Origin of the sequence: Streptomyces spiroverticillatus (assembly GCA_014650415.1) — a bacterium.
Taxonomy (GTDB): domain Bacteria; phylum Actinomycetota; class Actinomycetes; order Streptomycetales; family Streptomycetaceae; genus Streptomyces; species Streptomyces spiroverticillatus.
On the sequence record BMUX01000004.1, the window covers coordinates 383,800 to 403,387 of the forward strand.

Genomic DNA, 19,588 nt, shown 5'->3' on the forward strand with positions numbered 1-19,588 from the left:
CGTCCGGGAGGGTCAGACCCGCACCCACGCCGCCAGCGACAGGCCCTTTTCGTCCGTGCGCTGGCGCGCGACGTGCAGGGTGCCGTCCGTGGCGATGACTGCCATCACGACCCGGTTCGTCGCGTCGAGGGCCAGGGCGGGCGGGCCCAGGCACTCCGGGCCCGTCAGGGACCACCACAGGCCCTCCGGCTCGGCCAATGTGCGGCATGCTGCCAGGGCCGGGCGGCCGGTGGTGGTGCGGTGGGCCAGGATCGTGCAGTCGTGGCCGTCTATCGGGGCGCGGAGGGCCGCAAGGGGGGTGTGCGGGGTCGGTTCGGTGCCGCGCAGGGGGGTGAGGGGGTGGTCCGGGTCCGGGTCCGGGTCCGGGTCCGGGCCCGTTCGGTGGGCGCAGAGGGTCGCGATTGTGGTGGGGGCCGGTGCCGGGGGGCCGTCCGTCGGCAGGGTGCCGTCCGACGGCGGAGTGCCGTCCGTCGGCGGGGCGTCGTCCGTGGGCTCGGTCAGGGGGACCTGGCCGTAGTAGGTCAGCTCGTTCTCGGTCGTCTCCAGGCCCGTGACCGTGCCCTCCGAGGCGTCGAAGGGGAGGGGGGCCGGCGGGGAGAAGGGCGCGCCCCGGTCCGGTTGGGTCCAGCGGGTGGTGTGGCCCTGGTTGGTCGTCGCCAGCAGTTCGATCAGGCCCGCGTCCGTGGTCGTCGCCGTCAGGGGCTGTCCGCAGCCGACGCCGCGCAGGTCCTTCCACTCCTCCCACTTGCCGTTGGCCGCCTGGCGGCGCAGCAGCACCCCGCCGTAGCCGTTGCGTACGAAGACGTGGACCGCGCCCGAACCGTCCACGGCCACCGTCGGGGCGCCCATGCGCGCCACCCGTGCCGGGTCCGGGTACGTACGCGTACCCAGCGAGGACCAGGCGCCCAGCGGGCGGCCCGACTGGTACTGCGTCGCGTGCAGGTACTCCGCCTCGGTGTCCTTGCGCTGCCTGCGGCCCACGACGTGCACGAAGCCGTCCGTGCCCTGCGCGATCGTCAGGCCGGTCAGCTCCAGCGCCGGAAAGACCTCCGGGCCCTTCCAGTCCGGTCCGCCCGGGCGGGTCTCGGTCCAGCGCAGCAGGGCGCCGTCGGCCACTCCGTACGCACTGAGGCGTCCGTCCTTGCCGCGCACCATCCAGCTGCGGCCCGCCACCGGGCCGGACGCCGGTCTCCCGGTGCCCTCCGTACTCCCCAGCCCCATTGCCGCCGCCCTGCCTTCCGCGCATATCCGATCGTGTGTGGGAATCGCGCATGTGAAACGTTCATGTATTCGAGCCAAGGATAGGTGGCGGGTCCGACAGTGGCCTCCGTGGGACGCTGGCCCCATGACGTCCGTGCCTCCCGTGCCTCCCGCCCCGCTGCCCCTGCTCGTCGTCGACGCGGCGAACGTCGTGGGATCCGTGCCGGACGGCTGGTGGAAGGACCGGCACGGGGCCGCCGAGCGGCTGCGGGACCGGCTGCCGGTGTACGCCGAGGAGGGAGTCGCCGGGCGGCCGGGGCCGGTCGAAGTGGTGCTCGTCGTCGAGGGCGCGGCCAAGCGGGTGGAGTCCGTGCCCGGCGTACGGGTCGTCGCCGCTTCCGGCAGTGGGGACGACCGCATCGTCGAGGTCGTCGCCGCCCGCGAGCCCGCCGAACGGGACTGCGTCGTCGTCACCGCCGACCGCGAGCTGCGCCGCCGGGTCGAGGCGTACGGCGCGGAGTGCGTGGGGCCTCGTACCGTACGAGGTTGAGTGCGGGGTTGAGTACGGGGCTGAGCGTGCCCGAGATCAGCGTGCGCGTGCGTACAGGACCGCCCCGTCCACCGTCGCCACCCGCTCGTACCCCTCCTCCAGGATGCGCCGCAGCGTCGGCATCCGGTCCGGGGCGTACGGCTTGCCCCGGGAGTCGTCGACGATCAGGGGCGGGCGCGTCCGGGCGATTTCGGCCCGGAAGACCGGCCAGCTGCCCTCGACTCCGTACCGCTCCCCCACCCGGGTGCCGGTGCGGCCGCCGCTGAAGTTCGTGAGGAGGCCGGCGGTCAGGTAGCGGCTGGCGGGGGTGCGGTCGGCCAGCCAGTACGTCTCGGGGTGCATGCCCCAGATCAGGACGGGGTCGGTGGCGGACGTACGGGCGCGGATGGCGTCGGCGAGGCGCTGGGCGTGCGCGAGTTCGGGGCGCGGGGCGAGGAAGCCCCAGGTCAGGAAGAGTGCGCAGGTGCAGGCGAGGGCGGTGAGCGCGCCGGTGGTCCAGCGGCGGGGCAGGGCGTGCAGGGCGGCCGTGCCGAGCAGGGCGAGCGGCGGCATCAGCTGGAGGTAGTAGTGGCCGAAGAAGTGGAATCCGGTCATGACGGCCACGGCGGAGGCCGCGAGCCACAGCCAGAGGTCCGCACTGGGTGCCCTCCACCGTCGTACGAGCGGAACCAGCAGGCCCAGACAGGCGGCGGCCAGGATGCCCGCGTTGCCGAGCCCCCGGCCGAGCGCGTACAGCCCCGAGCCGGTCAGGTCCGCGTACGAACCGGAACCCGTGACCACCCAGAAGAGGAAGCGGGAGGGGCCGGTGAGGAGGGCCACGGCGGCGACGGGGACGACGAAGCCCGCGACGGTACGGGTCAGGGCCTGCGCCCGTCTCGACGCGCTCCAGGCGAGCCACAGCGCCGGGAGGAGCACCGCCCCGCCGGTCTGCTTGGCCAGGAAGGCACCGGCGGCGGCCGCCCCCGCCCAGGCCCAGAGACGGCGGTCGGCGCACCACATGGCGAGGGCGGTCAAGGGCAGGGCGAAGAGGCCGAAGGAAGCGGCCTGGGTGTCCTCGGGGTGCAGCCCGGCGGAGATCAGCAGGAAGCCCGTCCCCGCCACCGCCCCGGAGAGGTCGCCCCACCTGCGGCGGGCCAGCGAGGCGAGGAGGGCGGCGGTGGCGAAGAGGGCCAGGACCGCGAGGACCTTGAGCGGAACGAGGGAGCGGTCGCCGAAGAGGCCGAGGGCGGCTTCGTACAGCCAGGGGACGAGGGGCGGCTTGCGGTCGACGACGGTGTCGTACAGGACCCCGCCTGCTGCAAGCTGGCGTGCCTGGACGGCGAGGAAGCCCTCGTCCGGGTTCCAGAGGGGGTGGAGGAAGGAGGGGAGGCGGGTGAGCGCGGCGAGGAGCAGCAGCCCGGGCAGGAGCCGTCGCCAGTAGGGGTACGGGGTCGGGGGCGCGGGCTCGACGAGCATGGGGCCAAGTTATCCGGCGCGGGATGCGGGGCCCCTTCGGGGGCGCGGGGAAAGAAGAGGGGCGGGTCCGCGGCCCCGTGGGACCGCGGACCCGCCCTCGGGGCGCGCGGGAGGTTACTTCGGCGCGGCGGCCGTCGACTTGCCCAGCTTGCTGTTCCGCCTGCCGTACACGAAGTACACCGCCACCCCGATCAGCATCCACACCCCGAACCGCAGCCACGTCTCCGCCGGCAGGTTCAGCATCAGCCACAGCGAGGCCAGGACCGACAAGGCCGGGATCAGCGGGACCAGCGGGGTCTTGAAGGAGCGGGGCAGGTCGGGGCGCTTGCGGCGGAGGATGACGACGCCGACGGCGACCACGACGAAGGCGAAGAGGGTGCCGATGTTGACCAGCTCGGCGAGTTCATCGATGGAGGTGAAGCCCGCGACGACCGCGACCAGGGCACCCAGCAGGATGGTGGAGCGGTACGGGGTGCCGAAGCGCGGGTGGACCTGCGAGAAGGTCTTCGGGAGGAGGCCGTCGCGGCTCATCGCGAAGAAGACCCGGGACTGGCCGAGGAGCAGGATCATGCAGACGGAGGTCAGGCCGACGGCCGCGCCGAAGCTGATCAGGCCCGCCCAGAAGGGGTGCCCGACGGATTTGAAGGCGTCGGCGAGCGGGGCGTCCGTGGAGAGGTCGCTGTATTTCTGCATGCCGGTGACGACCACCGACACCGCCACGTAGAGCAGTGTGCAGATGATCAGGGAGCCGAGGATGCCGCGCGGTACGTCGCGCTGCGGGAGCTTGGTCTCCTCGGCGGCGGTGGCGACGATGTCGAAGCCGATGAAGGCGAAGAAGACGACGGCCGCCGCCGTGAAGATGCCCATCACGCCGAAGCTGGTCGGGGTGAAGCCGAAGAGGAGCTGGACGAGCGGGGCGGTGAGGCCGCTGCCGCCTTCCGTCTCCACGGTGGGGGGAACGAAGGGCTTGTAGTTGGCACCGGTGATGAAGAAGGCGCCGACGATGATGACCAGCAGGACGACGGTGACCTTGATGCCGACGATGACGCTGGTCACGCGGGAGGAGAGCTTCATTCCGGCGACCAGGATCGCGGTGATGACGAGCACCAGGATGCAGGCCAGCAGGTCGAAGCCGAATTTGCCGTCGTGGGTGCCGGAGAGGAAGTCCGGCAGGTTGATGCCCGCCGTGTCCAGCAGTGAGCGCATGTAGCCGGACCAGCCGACCGCCACCACCGCACAGCCGAGCGCCAGTTCCAGGACGAGGTCCCAGCCGATGATCCAGGCGGGCAGCTCGCCGAGGGACGCGTAGGAGAAGGTGTACGCCGATCCCGCGACCGGCACGGTCGAGGCGAACTCGGCGTAACAGAGGGCGGCCAGTCCGCAGACCACGCCGGCGACCACGAAGGCCAGGGCGACCGAGGGGCCGGCCGTCTCCTTCGCGATCTTGCCGGTGAGGACGAAGATGCCGGTGCCGATGATGACGCCGACGCCGAAGACCGTGAGGTCGAGGGCGGAGAGGGACTTCTTGAGCGCGTGCTCCGGTTCCTCGGTGTCGCGGATGGACTGCTCGACCGTCTTCGTCCGGAAGACTCCCTGCTGCCTGCCGACGCTGTCCTGCCTGGCGGCGCCGCCCTGCCTGCTGTCCCCTGATGATCCTTGGTGTTCCGTGCTCACCGCAGCACCTCCGCCGATCGGCTGTCCCCACCTCTGGGTGGAGGGTCACCGCAATCATCGTGATCATTCGTGCGGGTCCGCGACCGTGCGAACGGCTTTTCACCCGATGGGGCGAATGTACGAAAAAGTCCGGGCCGGAGGTTTCCCTCCGGCCCGGACACAGACTGCGTCAGCGCGCCATCAGTCGCGTACGGCCTCCGCCGCCACCGTGCGCTCCAGCCGCCCGTCGATCTTCGCGACCAGGCCGGTGACCTGGCGGGCGATGTCCGGTGCGGTCAGCCCGATCTCGGCCAGCACCTCCTTGCGGGAGGCGTGGTCCAGGAAGACCGGCGGAATGCCGAAGTCACGCAGCGGAACATCCACGTCCGCGTCGCGCAGCGCCTGCGCGATGGCGGAACCGACGCCTCCGGCACGGGAGTTGTCCTCGACGGTGACGACGACCCGGTGCTGTTCGGCCAGCGGCGCCATCGCCTCGTCGACCGGCTTGACCCAGCGCGGGTCGACGACGGTGGAGGAGATGCCCTGGGCCTCCAGGAGGTCGGCGATCTCCAGGCACATGGGGGCGAGTGCGCCGACCGAGACCAGGAGGACGTCCGGACGGTCCACGTCGGCGGCGGGCTTGCGCAGCACGTCCATGCCGCCGACCTTGGCGACGGCCTTGACCGCCGGGCCGACCGCACCCTTGGAGAAGCGGACGACGGTGGGCGCGTCCTCGACCTGGACGGCCTCGCGCAGCTGGGCGCGGACCTGGTCGGCGTCGCGCGGGGCGGCGATCCGCAGGTTCGGGACGACCTGGAGGATCGACATGTCCCACATGCCGTTGTGCGAGGCGCCGTCGGTGCCGGTGACCCCGGCCCGGTCCAGTACGAACGTCACACCGCACTTGTGGAGGGCCACGTCCATGAGGACCTGGTCGAAGGCACGATTGAGGAATGTGGCGTAGACGGCGAAGACGGGGTGCAGGCCTCCGGTGGCGAGACCCGCCGCGGAGACGGCGCCGTGCTGCTCGGCGATGCCCACGTCGTACACGCGGTTCGGGAACGCCTTGGCGAACTTGTCCAGACCGACCGGCTGGAGCATGGCCGCGGTGATCGCGACGATGTCCTTGCGCTCCTTGCCGAGCTTGACCATCTCCTCGCCGAAGACCGAGGTCCAGTCGACGCCCGAGGAGGCGATCGGCAGACCCGTGTCCGGGTGGATCTTGCCGACGGCGTGGAAGCGGTCGGCCTCGTCGGCGAGGGCGGGCTGGTAGCCGCGGCCCTTCTCGGTGAGGCAGTGCACGATGACCGGGCCGCCGAAGCGCTTGGCGCGCTGGAGGGCGGACTCCAGGGCCTCGATGTCGTGTCCGTCGATCGGGCCGACGTACTTGATGCCGAGGTCCTCGAACATGCCCTGCGGGGCGATGAAGTCCTTGAGGCCCTTCTTCGCGCCGTGCAGCGTCTCGTAGAGCGGCTTGCCGACGACCGGGGTGCGCTCCAGGAACTCCTTGCCGCGGGCCAGGAAGCGCTCGTAGCCGTCGGTGGTGCGCAGGGTGGCCAGGTGGTTGGCGAGGCCACCGATGGTCGGCGCGTACGAGCGCTCGTTGTCGTTGACGACGATGACCAGCGGGCGGTCCTTGGCGACGGCGATGTTGTTCAGCGCTTCCCAGGCCATGCCGCCGGTGAGGGCGCCGTCACCGATGACGGCGACGACGGCGTCGTCCTTGCCAAGCACCTCGTTCGCCTTGGCCAGGCCGTCGGCCCAGCCGAGGACGGTGGAGGCGTGGCTGTTCTCGATGACGTCGTGCTCGGACTCGGCGCGCGCCGGGTAGCCGGAGAGGCCGCCCTTCATCTTCAGCCGGGTGAAGTCCTGGCGGCCGGTGAGCAGCTTGTGCACGTAGCTCTGGTGGCCGGTGTCCCAGAGGACCTTGTCCTTGGGCGACTCGAAGACCCGGTGCAGCGCGATGGTCAGCTCGACCACGCCCAGGTTCGGGCCCAGGTGGCCGCCGGTCTTGGACACCTCGTCCACGAGGAAGGTCCGGATCTCCGCGGCCAGCTGGTCGAGCTGCTCCGGGGACAGCCGATCCAGGTCGCGCGGTCCCTTGATGCGGGTCAGCAGGGCCACCCGTGCCTCCTTGCGGTTGAACTGGCTTGAGCTTTGGACGTTCGTGCCGATCTGCCGAGTCTAATGTTCCGCGCGCGGCGACGATCGGCGGGTTGTGCGAGCTGCATCACCCGTACGGGTCATGAGTTGCACAAACGTGCCCGGCACCTGGGTGTCGGTGCCGGGCACGTAGGGGTTTGACTGCTATGCGGGGCGTTCGGTTCCGGGGAATCCGCTCACCCAGGAGTGACGCTCAGCACGCCCTTCACCGGGCGCTAGGCACGCCCCGCCGCCTTCTGGCTCCTCCTGGACACGGAGTCCAGCACGACCGCCGCCAGCAGCACCGCACCCGTGATCATCGACTGGACCGCCTTGCTGGAGGAGCCCTCCATGTACAGGCCGGTCATGATCGACTGGATGACGAGGATGCCGAGCAGCGCCGACCAGGGGGTGCCCCGGCCGCCGAAGAGGCTGGTGCCGCCGATGACGGCCGCCGCGATGGCGAGCATCAGGGTGTCGCCGCCGCCGAGGTTGGAGTCGGCGACGCCGGACTGGGAGGCGATGAAGAGGCCGCCGAGTCCGCCCAGGAAGCCGGAGATGGTGAAGACGGAGATCCGGATCCAGACGACGTTGATGCCGGCCCGGCGCGCGGCCTCGACGCCGCCGCCGACCGCGAAGACCTGACGGCCGTAATTGGTGCGGCGCAGCACGAAGCTGGCGAGGACGATCACTGCGACGAAGACGGTCAGGCCGAGCGGCAGGCCGTCCTCCTGGTTGAGGACGTACGCGGCGACGAAGACCAGGACCGCGACGACCCCGGTGCGCAGCGCCAGCTCGCTCATCGGCCGGTGCGGCAGGTCCGCGGCCTTGCGGCGGCGGTGCTCGTTCCACTGCGACCAGGCGTACCCGGCGACCGCGACGGCGGCCAGGCCGTACGCGGCGGCGACGTCGCTGAAGTAGTAGTTGTTCAGGTGGTAGATGATGCCGCCGGAGATGTTGTTCAGGCTCAGGGTGTTCCCGAGGACGAACAACTGGAGGCCGCTCCAGCCGAGGAAGCCGGCGAGGGTGACCACGAAGGCCGGGACGCCGATCCGGGCGAAGAAGAAGCCGTGCAGGGCACCGATGGCGGCGGCGCCGACCAGGCCGATGAGGACCGCGAGGCCCTCGTTCATGTCCTGCTTGATGGCCAGTACGGAGCTGGCGGCGGCGGTGAGACCGGCCACCGAGCCGACCGAGAGGTCGATCTCGCCGAGCAGCAGCACGAAGACGATGCCGGTGGCGATGAGGCCGGGGCCGACGATGTACTGGGCGATGTTGCTCAGGTTGGACGGGTCCAGGAAGCGGCCCGAGCTGATCTGGAAGATCGCCCAGATCACGATGAGGCCGGTGACGACCGGTATCGAGCCGAGTTCACCGCCCTTGATCTTGCGCTTGAACTCGGTGAGGTATCCGGCGAAGCCCTGCTCGCGCACGAGCAGCCGGGGGTCGATCGCGGGAATCGCCCCGGCCGCTGCGTCCGGGTCGGCGTCCACGGGGGCGTGCTTCTGGTCCTTCGTGGACTCCTGCGAGTCGGAGGGCTTCTGGGGCTGGGGCGGGGTGTTCACGGTGTCACTCACTTCACTGCCTCCGCGCCTCGCGCCTTGCGACGGGTCACGGCGTTGTCCGTGGCTCCGGTGATGGCGGCGATGATCTCTTCGTTGGTGGTGTCCTTGACCTTGAAGACACCGTTGTTGCGGCCCAGGCGCAGCACCGCGACCTCGTCGGCCACGGCCTTGACGTCGGCCATGTTGTGGCTGATCAGCAGGACGGCGAGGCCGCGCTCGCGCAGCCGCTCGACCAGGTCGAGGACCTGGGCGGTCTGCTCGACGCCGAGGGCGGCGGTCGGCTCGTCGAGGATGACCAGCTTGGGCTCGCCGACGAGCGCGCGGGCGATGGCGACGACCTGGCGCTGACCGCCGGAGAGCGAGGCGATCGGGATCCGGACGCTCGGAATACGGATGGACAGGGTGTCCAGGAGTTCCTTGGCGCGCTTCTCCATAGCGACCTCGTCGAGCACCTTGGCCCGGCCGAGCTCGCGGCCGAGGAAGAGGTTGGCGACGACGTCGAGGTTGTCGCAGAGCGCGAGGTCCTGGTACACGGTGGCGACGCCGAGGCCCTGGGCGTCGTGCGGGCGCGCGATGGAGACGGGCTTGCCGTCCCACTCGATGCTGCCCTCGTCGATGGGGTGCACCCCGGCGATCGTCTTGACCAGGGTGGACTTTCCGGCACCGTTGTCGCCGACCAGGGCGACGACTTGGCCGGCGTGAACCTCCAGGTCGACGTCGGTCAGGGCCTGCACGGCTCCGAACCGCTTGGAGACTCCGCGTAGCGCGAGGACGGGCGCAGCGGACATGTGAACCATCTCCTTCGTCCGCCGGCAGGTGCGGCGGCGGGCCGCCGCAGCGGGTTTCGCATGCGACGGGATGGGGCGTGTGGGTGGGGGGCGGACGCGCGGCGGTCGGGTACGGGGTCCCGGTCCGCGTCCGACGGGCGGACGACGACCGGGACCCCGTACCCGACCCCGGCACGACGACGCCCGGGGCTGTACGGGCCGAAGCCGTACGGGCGGGTGCTTGTACGGGCCGAAGCCGTACGGACAGGTGCTGGGCGGGCCGAGGCGGTTCGGACGGGTGCGGTCGAACGGGTGCGGTCGGACGAGTGCGGCCGCACGGCCCGGTTCCGTACGAACTGCTGCCGTACGGAGACGAGTTGCGCGGCCGCGACCCGCGCACCCCCGGTCCGCACCGGCCGAGGCCGCACTCCCGAAGCCGTACGGCCCGAAGCGTCGCGCTCCGGAGCCGCCGTGCCAAGGGTCCGGGCACGGACGCGACCGGAAGCAGCCGGACCCCCGGCCCGGAATGCCGCCCCGGAGCACGAGCGCCGGCCACGAACCCCGGCCACGAACCCGACCCGACCCACCGAACCGGCCCGCCCCGAGGGCGAAGTGCCCCCGGGCCGCGCCTACTCGGCTGCTACTGGATGCCCGCGGCGGTGCAGGCCTTCGCGAACTCCGCCTTGCAGATCTCGGCGGTCTTGTAGAGCTGGTCCTTGACGACCGTGTCCTTGATGTTGGCCTTGGTGATGACCGTGGCCTGGATCAGCTCCGCCGGGATGCCCTTGGTGCTGGGGCTGTCGATCGTGCCGGCCAGCGCGAGCTTCTCGCCCTTCAGCAGCTTCACCGCGACCTCTGCGGTCTTGTCCGCCTCCGGCTTGTACGGCTTGTAGATGGTGAAGGCCTGGGTGCCGGCGAGGATCCGCTGGATGCCCGCGAGCTCCGCGTCCTGGCCGCCGACCGGGATGCCCTTGACGCCCGCCGACTGGAGCGCCGCGACGATGCCGCCCGCCATGCCGTCGTTGGCGGAGTAGACGGCGTCGAAGCCGTCCTTGCCCAGCGAGGTGATGGCGGTGCCCATCTTCTCGCCCGCGATCTTCGGGTCCCACTCGCCCGTCTGCTCGTAGACGACCTTCTTGACCTTGCTGTCGAGGACGGAGTGCGCGCCCTTCTTGAACAGCCCGGCGTTGGGGTCCGACTCCTTGCCGTTGATCATGACGACGCGGCCGTCCTTGGCCTTGTCGCCGAGCGCGTCGAGAATGCCCTGGCCCTGGAGCTGGCCGATCTTCTCGTTGTCGAAGGACACGTACGCGGAGACCGGGCCCTGGGCGAGACGGTCGTACGCGACGACCTTGACGCCCTTCTTGTCGGCCTCCTCGACCCACGCCTTGGTGGCGGCGGAGTCGACGGCGTCCAGGATGATGACCTTGACGCCGGAGTCGACGAGGTCGTCGAACTGCTGCTTCTGGGTCGCGACGGTCTCGGACGCGTTCTTGTAGTTGACCTTGCAGTCGGAGCACAGCTCCGTGATCTTGGCCTTGATCAGCGGGTAGTCGAAGGACTCGTAACGGGTCGTCTTGCTCTCCGGCAGGAGCAGGCCGATCGTCTTGTCGTCCTTCTTCTCTTCCTTGCCCGCGCCCGCTTCGCCGCACGCGGCGAGGGACACGGTCATCACGGCCGCAGCGGTGACGGCTATAGCGGCACGACGCAGATGGGTCTTCACAGTCCAACCTCCCTGACGAGGCCGCGTCGTTGCGGCCGAGGTGTCTGGAAGTCAACTCGCGTGCCGCCATAGCCGTCAAGGAGTAAACCCTTAACGAGATGACAACGGTGCCACTCGTTATCTAAGTGAAGGCAGGCGCCGAACGTTGGTCTGTACCAAGCGAGTTGACCGCTTGCGCCGTGTCCGATCCCGTCTGCAACAGGGTCGAATCACCCATTTCACTCAGTACGAGTGCCAGCGCGCCCAGTACCTCGGCCCGCCCGCCCAGCGCACCCGGCAGCACGCTCAAGTGCCGTGCCGCGCTGGGGATCGCGTACCGCGAGACGGAGTCGCGGATCGGCCCGAGCACCAGCTCGCCGGAGTCCGCGAGGTCGCCGCCGAGGACGACCCGGCTGGGGTTGAGGAGGTTGCAGAGGTGGGCGACGCCGCTGCCGATGTGGCGGCCGACGTCGGCGATCACCCGGCGGCACCCCGGGTCGCCCTCGCGGGCGAGCTGCACGACCCGCTCCATGGTCAGGTCGGGGCCGTGCGAGGGCATCAGCAGCGGCAGGACGTACCGGGCCGCGGTGAAGGTCTCCAGGCAGCCGCGGTTGCCGCAGCGGCACACGGGGCCCGACTCGTCGAGCGTGATGTGCCCGATCTCCCCCGCGGTGCCGCCGGGCCCCCGGTAGACGCGGCCGTCTATCACCAGGCCGGCGCCGACGCCGCTGGCGACCTTGATGTACGCCAGGTCGCGCACGCCGCGTCCGGCGCCCCAGACGAGCTCGCCGAGCGCCCCGAGGTTCGCGTCGTTGTCGACGTACACCGGAACGCCGAGGCGGCCGGAGAGCTCCTCGCTCGGGTTGATGCCCTGCCAGCCCGGCAGGATCGCGGTGGAGCCGAGGCGGCCGGATTCCACGTCGATGGGCCCGGGCACACCGAGGCCGACGCCGATGACCTTGTCCTGGCTGATTCCGGTGGCCTCGATGAGGCGCTTGACCAACTGTTCGGCGCGGTCGAAGCCCTGGGCGGCCGAGGCGTCGACGTCCAGCGGCTCGGACTCCTCGGCGAGCACCTGGTGGGCCAGGTTGCCGACGGCCACCCGCAGGTGGGTGTGGCCGAAGTCGACGCCGATGACGACGCCCGCGTCGCCGCTGAGGGAGACGCTGCGGGCCCGGCGGCCGCCCGCCGAGGTGGGCGTGACCTCGACCGTTCCGCCGTCCTTCAGCTCGCGCACGATGTTGGAGACCGTGGCGGCGGAGAGCCCGGTGCTTCTCGCGATCTCGGCCTGGGTCAGCGAGCCCGCCATGCGCACCGCGCGCACGACCCGCTCCAGATTGGCCCGGTGCAGAGACGTCTGCGACCCCGGAGTCTCCATCGACTCATCCACTCCCGATCCTGTCGGGCGGCGCGACGGCCGCCCGCTCCGGGGCCACGCCAGTGGGGCCCCGCCGTTCTTCCAACATGTGAACCCTAAGCAGAGTCTTCCCCACCCGCTCCCGTCAAGGCCTGGACCGAAGAGGGGCGAGAACGCGCCGAAGCGCCCGCCGACGGGGTCGACGGGCGCTTCGTTTCGTGCGGGACGCGTGGAAAACCGTACGAAAAGTGGCTACTTCACCGAACCGGCGGTCAGGCCGGACACCACGTGCCGTTCGATGAACGCGAACAGGATGATCACCGGGACGATCGCGACGACGGACGCGGCGAAGAGGTAGTTCCACTGCACCGTGTACGCGCCGATGAAGTTGTTGATGCCCACCGTCAGCGGCTGGCTGGCCGGGTCGGTGGTCAGGGTCAGGCCCATCGCGAACTCGTTCCACGTCGTGATGAACGTGAAGATGAGCGCGGTCACCACGCCGGGCAGCGCCAGCGGCAGCGTGACCTTGATCATCGCGCCGAAGCGGCTGGTGCCGTCCACCATCGCCGCCTCCTCCAGCTCCGCCGGGATGGAGCCGATGTAGGCGGTCAGGATCCACACCGCGAAGGCCAGGTTGAAGGCCGCGTTGGTGATGATCAGCGTCCAGACCGAGTTGAGCATGCCGAGCTGGTAGAACTCGCGGTACAGACCGATCAGCAGCGCGGTCGGCTGGAACATCTGGGTGACCAGCACGAGCAGCAGGAAGATCTTCCGCCCGCGGAACTTCATCCGCGCCGTGTAGTACGCGGCAGGAAGCGCCACCAGCAGCACGAGCAGCGTGGCGCCGCCCGCGACCAGCAGGGTGACCTGGAGGTTCTGCCCCAGCTCCGACTGCTTCCAGACCTCGATGAAGTTCGACCACTCGAAGCTGCTGGGCAGATAGGTGCGGTCGCGCAGCTCCGACTTCGGACGCAGCGCCGTAATGATCATTTCGAGGTACGGGGCGAGGAAGAGCGCGGCCAGGCCCCAGGCCACCACTGCGATGACCAGCGTGCGCGGCCGGAAGGTGCGCTTCGGGGGCTTCACCGACGGGCCCGTCGTCTTCGGCCGGGCGGCCGCAGCGGTGGCCATCAGTCCTCCTCGTTCCAGCGGCTGACCTTCAGGAAGATCAGTACGAGCACCACGACCAGGGCGAAGTTGACGACCGACATGGCCGCCGACTCACCGATGTCGGTCTCCTTCAGCTTGTACATGAACACCATCGAGGTGGACGTGTCGTAGCCCGGGCCGCCCTGGGTCATGGCCCAGATGATCGGGAAGGAGTTGAAGACGTTGATCAGGTTGATGACCACGCCGATGAGGAACGCCGGGCGGAGCATCGGCAGCGTGATGTGCCGGTACGTCTGCCAGGTGCCCGCGCCGTCGATGCGCGAGGCTTCGTAGACCTCGCCCGGGATGGTCTGGAGTCCCGCCAGCAGGGTGTACGTCGTGAACGGCAGCGAGACGAAGATCGCGACCGCCATCATCCACGGCCAGGCGGTGGAGGATTTGCCCAGCCAGTCCTGCGGCCCGTCGATGAACCCGAGGTCCATCATCAGCGTGTTGAGCACGCCTGCGGTCTGGTTGAGCATCCACTTGAAGCCGATGGCCGTCATCAGCACGGATGCGGCCCACGGCGCGATGAGCGCCCAGCGGGTGATCGTGCGGCCCGGGAACTTCTGGTTGAACAGCTGGGCGAGGGCCAGCGAGATCAGCATCGTGAGGGCCACGACGACGACCGTCCAGATGACCGTCCAGATCAGGACGGCCCCGAGGTCGGTCTCCTCGAAGAGCTTCTTGTACTTGTCCGTCCCGGCGCTGCCGCGGTTCTTGCCGGAGATGGAGATGTTGAGGAACGAGGTGCGGACCAGCTCGACGACGGGCCAGACGACCACGAAGAGGATCAGCAGGATGACGGGCGCTATCCAGGGCAGCGGGCCGAGCCTGGCCAGTCCGCTGCGGCGGCTCACCGGCCTGGGGGCGCGCCCGCCCCGTCCCCCGCCGGTCTCGGCGGGGGACGGAGGGGCCTTGAGTGACACGGTTTCTCCTGGGAGAGGGAGCGAGGAGAGGAGGTGCGAAGGTGAACGAGCCCGAGGGGCGCGTTACTTGACGGCCTTCGCCGCTTCCTCGGCCTTCTTCTGGAGGTCGTCCAGGACCGTCTTCGGGTCGTCGCTGGCCGCCTTGCCGCCGGTCTTCTTGATCTCGGCGGAGACGACGTCCCAGGAGGTGTCGTTGACCGGGTAGAACTTGGCGGTCGGCAGGGCCGCGAAGAAGTCCTTGAGCTTGGCGTTCTTCGGGTCGGCCTGCATGGCCTCGGAGGCGTCCGTGGTGACGGGCATGAAGTTGTACATCGACGCGAACTTCACCAGGTTGTCCTTGGTGTAGGTGAAGTCGAGGAACTTCTTCACCGCGTCCTTGCCGGCCTTGCCGTCCTGGAAGGCCATCGTCCAGTCGCCGACGCCCAGGGTGGACTCCAGCGGGGCCGTCTTGCCCGGGATCTTCGCCATCCCGAACTCGACCTTGCCCTCTTCGGCCATCTTGATGACGCTCGGGTGGCCGTTCATCATGCCGACCTTGCCGGCCGCGAAGTCGGCGAAGGCCGTCTTGCGGTCGGTGGAGGCGGGGTTGGGGTAGGTCAGGCCGGGCTTGACCAGGTTGTCCTGGAGCCACTTGAACGTCTCGACGTTCTGGGGGCTGTTGATCGTGTACTTGCCGGCGTCGTCCTTGTAGCCGCCGCCGTTGCCCATCTCCCACATCAGGGTCTCGCCCTGGGTCTCCTCGGGACCGAGCGGGAGGGCGTAGGGGATCTCCGCGGCCTTCTTCTCCTTGAGCTTCTTCGCCGCGTCGGCGACCTCGGCCCAGGTGGTCGGGACCTTGGTGATGCCCGCGGTCGCGAACGCCTTCTTGTTGTAGAAGAACGTACGGGTGGAGGCGACCCACGGCATGCCGTAGGCGGTGCCCTTGACCTTGCCCGCCTCGGCGAAGCCCTTCGAGAGGTTGGCCGAGGTCTTGGGCGACATGACGTCGTCGACCTTGTAGAGGAGGTCGTCGGCGACCTTGTCGGCGTAGCCGCCGGTCTGGAGGATGTCGGGCACGTTGCCGGACGCGATCATCGTCTTGACGGTCTTGTCGATGTCGGTCCAGTTGATGACCTGGACCTCGACCTTGTAGCCCTTGTTGGCGGCCTCGAAGTCCTTGGCGACCTTGTCCCAGAAGGGCTTGGAGGCGTCGGCCGCGCTGGTGCCGTAGTCGGCGGCGACCACCTTGATGGTCTTGCCGCCCTTGGCGTCGTCGCCCCCGCCGCCGTCGCCGTCGCCACCGCAGGCGCTCAGCCCCAGTGCCATCACGAGCGTTGCCGCACCGGTGGCGATAACCCGATTCCTCATGCTTCCAACCCTTCGACATCAGCGTCGACTTGCTGCCTACACCGGAGGTCGGCCCCCGGACCACCGGCCGGGTGAAGATCTCCCCCGCAGCGCCGTGGCACGGACACTACTCAGGCTCCGCGAAGGCGCAATAGGTTTAGACCACTTTCGTGTCCAAGCCGAAACCAACGTTCAACAGGGTTCCTGAAGAAGTCACTTGGGGTACTTCCGACGTCACACGAGGTGCCGCCCGGTTACCCGAGGTACCCCTCGACTCCCCGGGATCTTCGACTACTTGAGGGCGCCCGCGGTCAGGCCCGCCTGCACCTGCCGCTGGAAGACCGCGTACACGACGAGCACCGGCACCATGGCGATGGTCAGGCCCGCGAAGAGCGCGCCCCAGTCGCCCCGGTAGCCCTGGGCGATGGCCAACGTGGCGAGTCCTTGCGGGAGTACGTAGCTGGACTCGTTCTCGTTGTTGAGGAGGAGCGGAAGCAGGTACTGGTTCCACTGGCCGAGGAAGTTGAAGATGCCGATGCTCACCAGGCCGGGCTTGGCCATCGGCAGCATGATCTGGAAGAAGGTCCGGGTGTGCGAGGCCCCGTCCACCATGGCCGCCTCCTGCACGCCGGTGGGCAGCGTGCGGAAGAAGGAGGTCAGGAAGAAGGTGGTGAAGGGCAGCGAGTAGGCGATGTACGCGATGATCAGGCCGGGCCGTGTGTCGAGGAGCTGGAAGTTCTCCATGACCGCGAACAGCGGCACCAGCGCCAGGATCACCGGGAACATCATGCCGCCGGCGAACAGCAGGAAGACGAACTTGTTGCCGGGGAAGGTGAACCGGGCGATGACGTACGCGGCCATCGAGCCCAGCAGCATGGTGCCGGTCAGCGAACCCGCCAGGATGATCAGCGAGTTGAGGGCGTACTGCCCGATGTGTGCCTGGTTCCACGCGTTCGCGAAGTTCGCCCAGTGGAGGGACGAGGGCAGCCCCATCGGGTCGTTGAGGATGTCCGACGACGTACGGAAGGCGGTGACCGCGACCCAGATCAGCGGGCCGGCCGCCATCAGGGTCCACAGGATCAGGAAGGCGTGCGAGAAGACGTTGAGGGCGCCGCCGCTCTCCTGGACCTTGACCTGATCCGTCTTCGACTGCCGGGACTCGGTGCGTGTGCTCGTACTCGTACTCATGACGTGGTCTCCCCCGCTCTCAGTATTCGATCCGGTCGCGATTCCCGAGCCGCATGACGACCAGGGAGAACACCACGCTGAGCAGGAGGAGTACGACGCCGATGGCGGTCGCGTAGCCGAACTGACCCTCGCGGAAGCGCTCGTAGAGGAAGACCGGGGTCACCTTCATGGCGTGCGAGGGCATCATCACCAGCACGATCGCGAAGGAGTCCAGGGCCTGGATGCCCATGTAGACCCAGCCGGTGCGCACGGTGTCCCAGATCAGCGGGAGCGTCACCTTGAAGAAGGTGGTGCCCCGGCCGGCCCCGTCGAGCAGGGCGGCCTCGTAGATGTCCTTGGGGATGCCGCCCATCGCGGCCGAGAAGAGCACCACGTAGAAGCCGACGAAGCTCCAGCAGATCACGGTGAGCACGGCGATCAGCGCGAGGCCGTACTCGCCGCCCAGCCAGGCCGGGCCCTTGATGCCCACCAGGTCCAGACCGCCGTTGATGAGACCGGCGTTGGTGTTGAAGACCCGCCCCCAGACCACCGCGATGATGGCGACGGAGAGGACCTGCGGGAAGAAGTACACGACCTTGTAGAGCGAGGAGCCGGCGACGCCGGAGATGGCCTGGCCCTTACGGTGCCTGCCGCCCGCCGTGATCATGTAGGCGAAGAAGATGCCGAGGACGAGCGTGACGACCGGGGCGATCACCAGCAGGGTCAGGCTGGTGGTCGTGGAGTCCCAGAACCGTTCGTCGTTCCACATTTTGACGAAGTTGTCGAAGCCGACGAAGTTGGCTATCGGCCCGCCCGACCAGTCCGTGAGCGAGTAGTAAATCGCCTGGATGAAGGGCGAGATGACGAATATCGCGTAGAACGCCAGCGGAATCGCCAGGAATCCCGCGATGAAACGGTATTTGTCGAGCGTCCGGTACCTCCGGTCGTACCGGACACTCATCGGTGTGAATCGGGGCGGCAGAAGTATCGCCGCGAAGAACAACAGCCGGTTGGGAGGCTTGGCCGCCCGCTTCTCGATACTCATGCCGCTCCGATTTTCACCCGTTGCGCTCAACTAGCGGTGGTTCAGGCCTTCTTGATCTTCGTGATGCCGGAGTCCTTGGCGATCCGGTCCGAGGCCTTCTGCATGATGTCGAGGGCCTCCTTGGTGGTGATGCGGCCCATCATGAAGTCGCCCATCACCTTGTCGTAGTCGGCGGTGAACAGCTCGCCGTACCACTCCTTCCAGAACGGGATGACGATGTTGTCACCGGCCGCGGTGATGGCCTTCTGGGAGCTGTCGGTGCCCGGCGGCAGCTTCATGCCGTCGATGGCGCCCTTGAGCGCGGGGATGCCGCCGGTCTCCTTGAAGAGGTTGATCGACGCCTCCTTGCTGTACATCATGCGCATCCACTCCAGACCGCCCTGTACGTTCGCGGCCTTGGCCGGGACGATGAAGGGCTCGCCGGGCGGCGAGTACAGCGTGCCGAACGGCATCTTGTCGGCGGTGGACAGCGAGGGGGTGGCGCCGACGGTCATGCCGAAGCCGGCCGGGGTGGTGTCCTTGGCCTCGTTCTCCACCCAGGAACCGTTGGGCACGAAGACGCACTTGCCCTTGGTCCAGGCGGTCTGCATCTCGGTGTGGCCCTGCGGGCCGTCGAAGCCGGTGAGGACGTACTTCTTGGCGACGAGCTCCTCGAACGCCTCGAAGACGGACTTCACGGCGTCGTTCTTCCAGCAGTTCGGCTCCAGGTAGTCCATCGCCTCGATGACGGGACGGCCGCCGACCTGCGCGAACATCGCGTACATGGAGAAGAGCATGTAGCGCGGGTGGCCGCCCGGGTAGCTCCAGCCGTGGATGCCCTTGTCCTTGGCCTTCTTGCAGACGGCCAGCATCTCGTCCCAGGTCTTCGGGTACTGGGACTCCAGGGTCTCCTCCAGCATCCGCTTGGAGTACCAGTTGCCGTACACCGTCATGGCGATGTTGAGCTGGTAACAGCCCTTGGTGCCGAAGGCGCCCATGGACTGCATCGCCGGGTAGAGGCTGTCGCGGACGGTGACCGAGGGGTTGTCCCAGGAGGGCGCGTCCAGCATTTCGGTGAAGTCGGCGACCTGCTTGTTGGTCACCAGCTTGCCGATGTTCATCTGGTCGGCGCCGGAGTTGTTGATGACGTCCGCCGCCGGATTGCCCCGGACGATCTTCGGCTGGAGCTGGGTGGCGATCTTCTCCGTGGCCTTCTGGTCGACCTTCGCCTTGGGGTAGTTCTTGGCGTACATGTCGGACACGAATTTGGCGTACTTGTCCTTGTATCCGCCGTTGAAGATGTACACCGCGAGTGCGGCGTCCTCCTTCACCCCGAGCGGGTTCTTCTTGGACTTCTCGCCCTTCTGGGGCTTCTCGTCCGTGCCGCCGCCACCGCCGGCGGCACAGGAACTCAGTGCGCCGACTCCGGGCAGCGCGAGCAGGCTCGCGGCAGCGGTCCGCTTCAGCACATCACGACGATTGACGTTGGTGGGTCCCATGCTCAAGTCCTCGCCTTCTCCAGGACTCAGGCGGTGTACCGGTACGCCCCCGTTAGGAATTCGCCTTCGGCGAAGGGCCCCGCCACCGCGGTCAGATGACTTG

15 protein-coding genes are annotated in these 19,588 nt (G+C 68.8%); 1 reads left to right on the forward strand and 14 read right to left on the reverse strand.

The features are described 5' to 3' along the window. Nucleotides 1-12: 12 nt before the first annotated feature. Nucleotides 13-1,221, reverse strand: a complete 1,209-nt coding sequence (locus IE269_RS13180; RefSeq protein ID WP_189823066.1) for a PLL family lectin — start codon at nucleotides 1,219-1,221, stop codon at nucleotides 13-15. A gap of 124 nt (nucleotides 1,222-1,345) precedes the next feature. Here IE269_RS13180 and IE269_RS13185 point away from each other — a divergent pair, with 124 nt between their 5' ends. Next, complete coding sequence (locus IE269_RS13185) at nucleotides 1,346-1,750, forward strand: NYN domain-containing protein (RefSeq protein WP_189823067.1); 405 nt, start codon at nucleotides 1,346-1,348, stop codon at nucleotides 1,748-1,750. 36 nt (nucleotides 1,751-1,786) lie between these two features. Here the strand turns inward: IE269_RS13185 and IE269_RS13190 are convergent, their stop codons facing one another. From IE269_RS13190 to ngcE, 13 genes are all read right to left on the reverse strand, one after another. Beyond that, nucleotides 1,787-3,205: a glycosyltransferase family 39 protein gene (locus IE269_RS13190; protein WP_189823068.1), complete on the reverse strand. Its 1,419-nt coding sequence runs from the start codon at nucleotides 3,203-3,205 to the stop codon at nucleotides 1,787-1,789. Nucleotides 3,206-3,319: 114 nt separating this feature from the next. After that, nucleotides 3,320-4,765, reverse strand: coding sequence for an amino acid permease (locus IE269_RS13195; RefSeq protein WP_229897664.1), 1,446 nt, complete (start codon nucleotides 4,763-4,765; stop codon nucleotides 3,320-3,322). 294 nt (nucleotides 4,766-5,059) lie between these two features. Next, nucleotides 5,060-6,982, reverse strand: a complete 1,923-nt coding sequence (gene dxs, locus IE269_RS13200) for a 1-deoxy-D-xylulose-5-phosphate synthase (RefSeq protein WP_189823070.1) — start codon at nucleotides 6,980-6,982, stop codon at nucleotides 5,060-5,062. Nucleotides 6,983-7,236: 254 nt separating this feature from the next. Next, entirely contained in the window at nucleotides 7,237-8,577 is a 1,341-nt protein-coding gene (locus IE269_RS13205) for a sugar ABC transporter permease (protein WP_438817546.1), read from the reverse strand. After that, nucleotides 8,574-9,353 carry an ATP-binding cassette domain-containing protein gene (locus IE269_RS13210; RefSeq protein ID WP_189823071.1) on the reverse strand — a complete coding sequence of 260 codons (780 nt, stop codon included), beginning with the start codon at nucleotides 9,351-9,353 and terminating at the stop codon, nucleotides 8,574-8,576. Before IE269_RS13210 ends, IE269_RS13205 begins: the two co-directional genes overlap by 4 nt. 619 nt (nucleotides 9,354-9,972) lie before the next feature. After that, entirely contained in the window at nucleotides 9,973-11,055 is a 1,083-nt protein-coding gene (locus IE269_RS13215; protein WP_189823072.1) for a sugar ABC transporter substrate-binding protein, read from the reverse strand. A 121-nt stretch (nucleotides 11,056-11,176) separates the two neighbouring features. Next, nucleotides 11,177-12,412 carry an ROK family transcriptional regulator gene (locus tag IE269_RS13220; protein ID WP_189823322.1) on the reverse strand — a complete coding sequence of 412 codons (1,236 nt, stop codon included), beginning with the start codon at nucleotides 12,410-12,412 and terminating at the stop codon, nucleotides 11,177-11,179. A gap of 231 nt (nucleotides 12,413-12,643) precedes the next feature. Beyond that, a complete protein-coding gene (locus IE269_RS13225) occupies nucleotides 12,644-13,522 on the reverse strand; it encodes a carbohydrate ABC transporter permease (protein WP_189823073.1) in 879 nt (292 codons plus the stop codon). Next, the gene (locus tag IE269_RS13230) at nucleotides 13,522-14,469 is read right to left on the reverse strand and encodes a carbohydrate ABC transporter permease (protein ID WP_189823074.1); all 948 of its coding nucleotides are present in this window, start codon (nucleotides 14,467-14,469) and stop codon (nucleotides 13,522-13,524) included. Before IE269_RS13230 ends, IE269_RS13225 begins: the two co-directional genes overlap by 1 nt. A gap of 63 nt (nucleotides 14,470-14,532) precedes the next feature. Further along, nucleotides 14,533-15,816, reverse strand: a complete 1,284-nt coding sequence (locus IE269_RS13235; RefSeq protein WP_189823075.1) for an extracellular solute-binding protein — start codon at nucleotides 15,814-15,816, stop codon at nucleotides 14,533-14,535. Between the two features lie 270 nt (nucleotides 15,817-16,086). Further along, complete coding sequence (locus IE269_RS13240; protein ID WP_189823076.1) at nucleotides 16,087-16,983, reverse strand: carbohydrate ABC transporter permease; 897 nt, start codon at nucleotides 16,981-16,983, stop codon at nucleotides 16,087-16,089. Nucleotides 16,984-17,002: 19 nt separating this feature from the next. After that, nucleotides 17,003-17,923, reverse strand: a complete 921-nt coding sequence (locus tag IE269_RS13245) for a carbohydrate ABC transporter permease (protein ID WP_229897667.1) — start codon at nucleotides 17,921-17,923, stop codon at nucleotides 17,003-17,005. 125 nt (nucleotides 17,924-18,048) lie between these two features. After that, nucleotides 18,049-19,485 carry an N-acetylglucosamine/diacetylchitobiose ABC transporter substrate-binding protein gene (gene ngcE / locus IE269_RS13250; protein WP_189823078.1) on the reverse strand — a complete coding sequence of 479 codons (1,437 nt, stop codon included), beginning with the start codon at nucleotides 19,483-19,485 and terminating at the stop codon, nucleotides 18,049-18,051. Nucleotides 19,486-19,588: the final 103 nt, after the last annotated feature.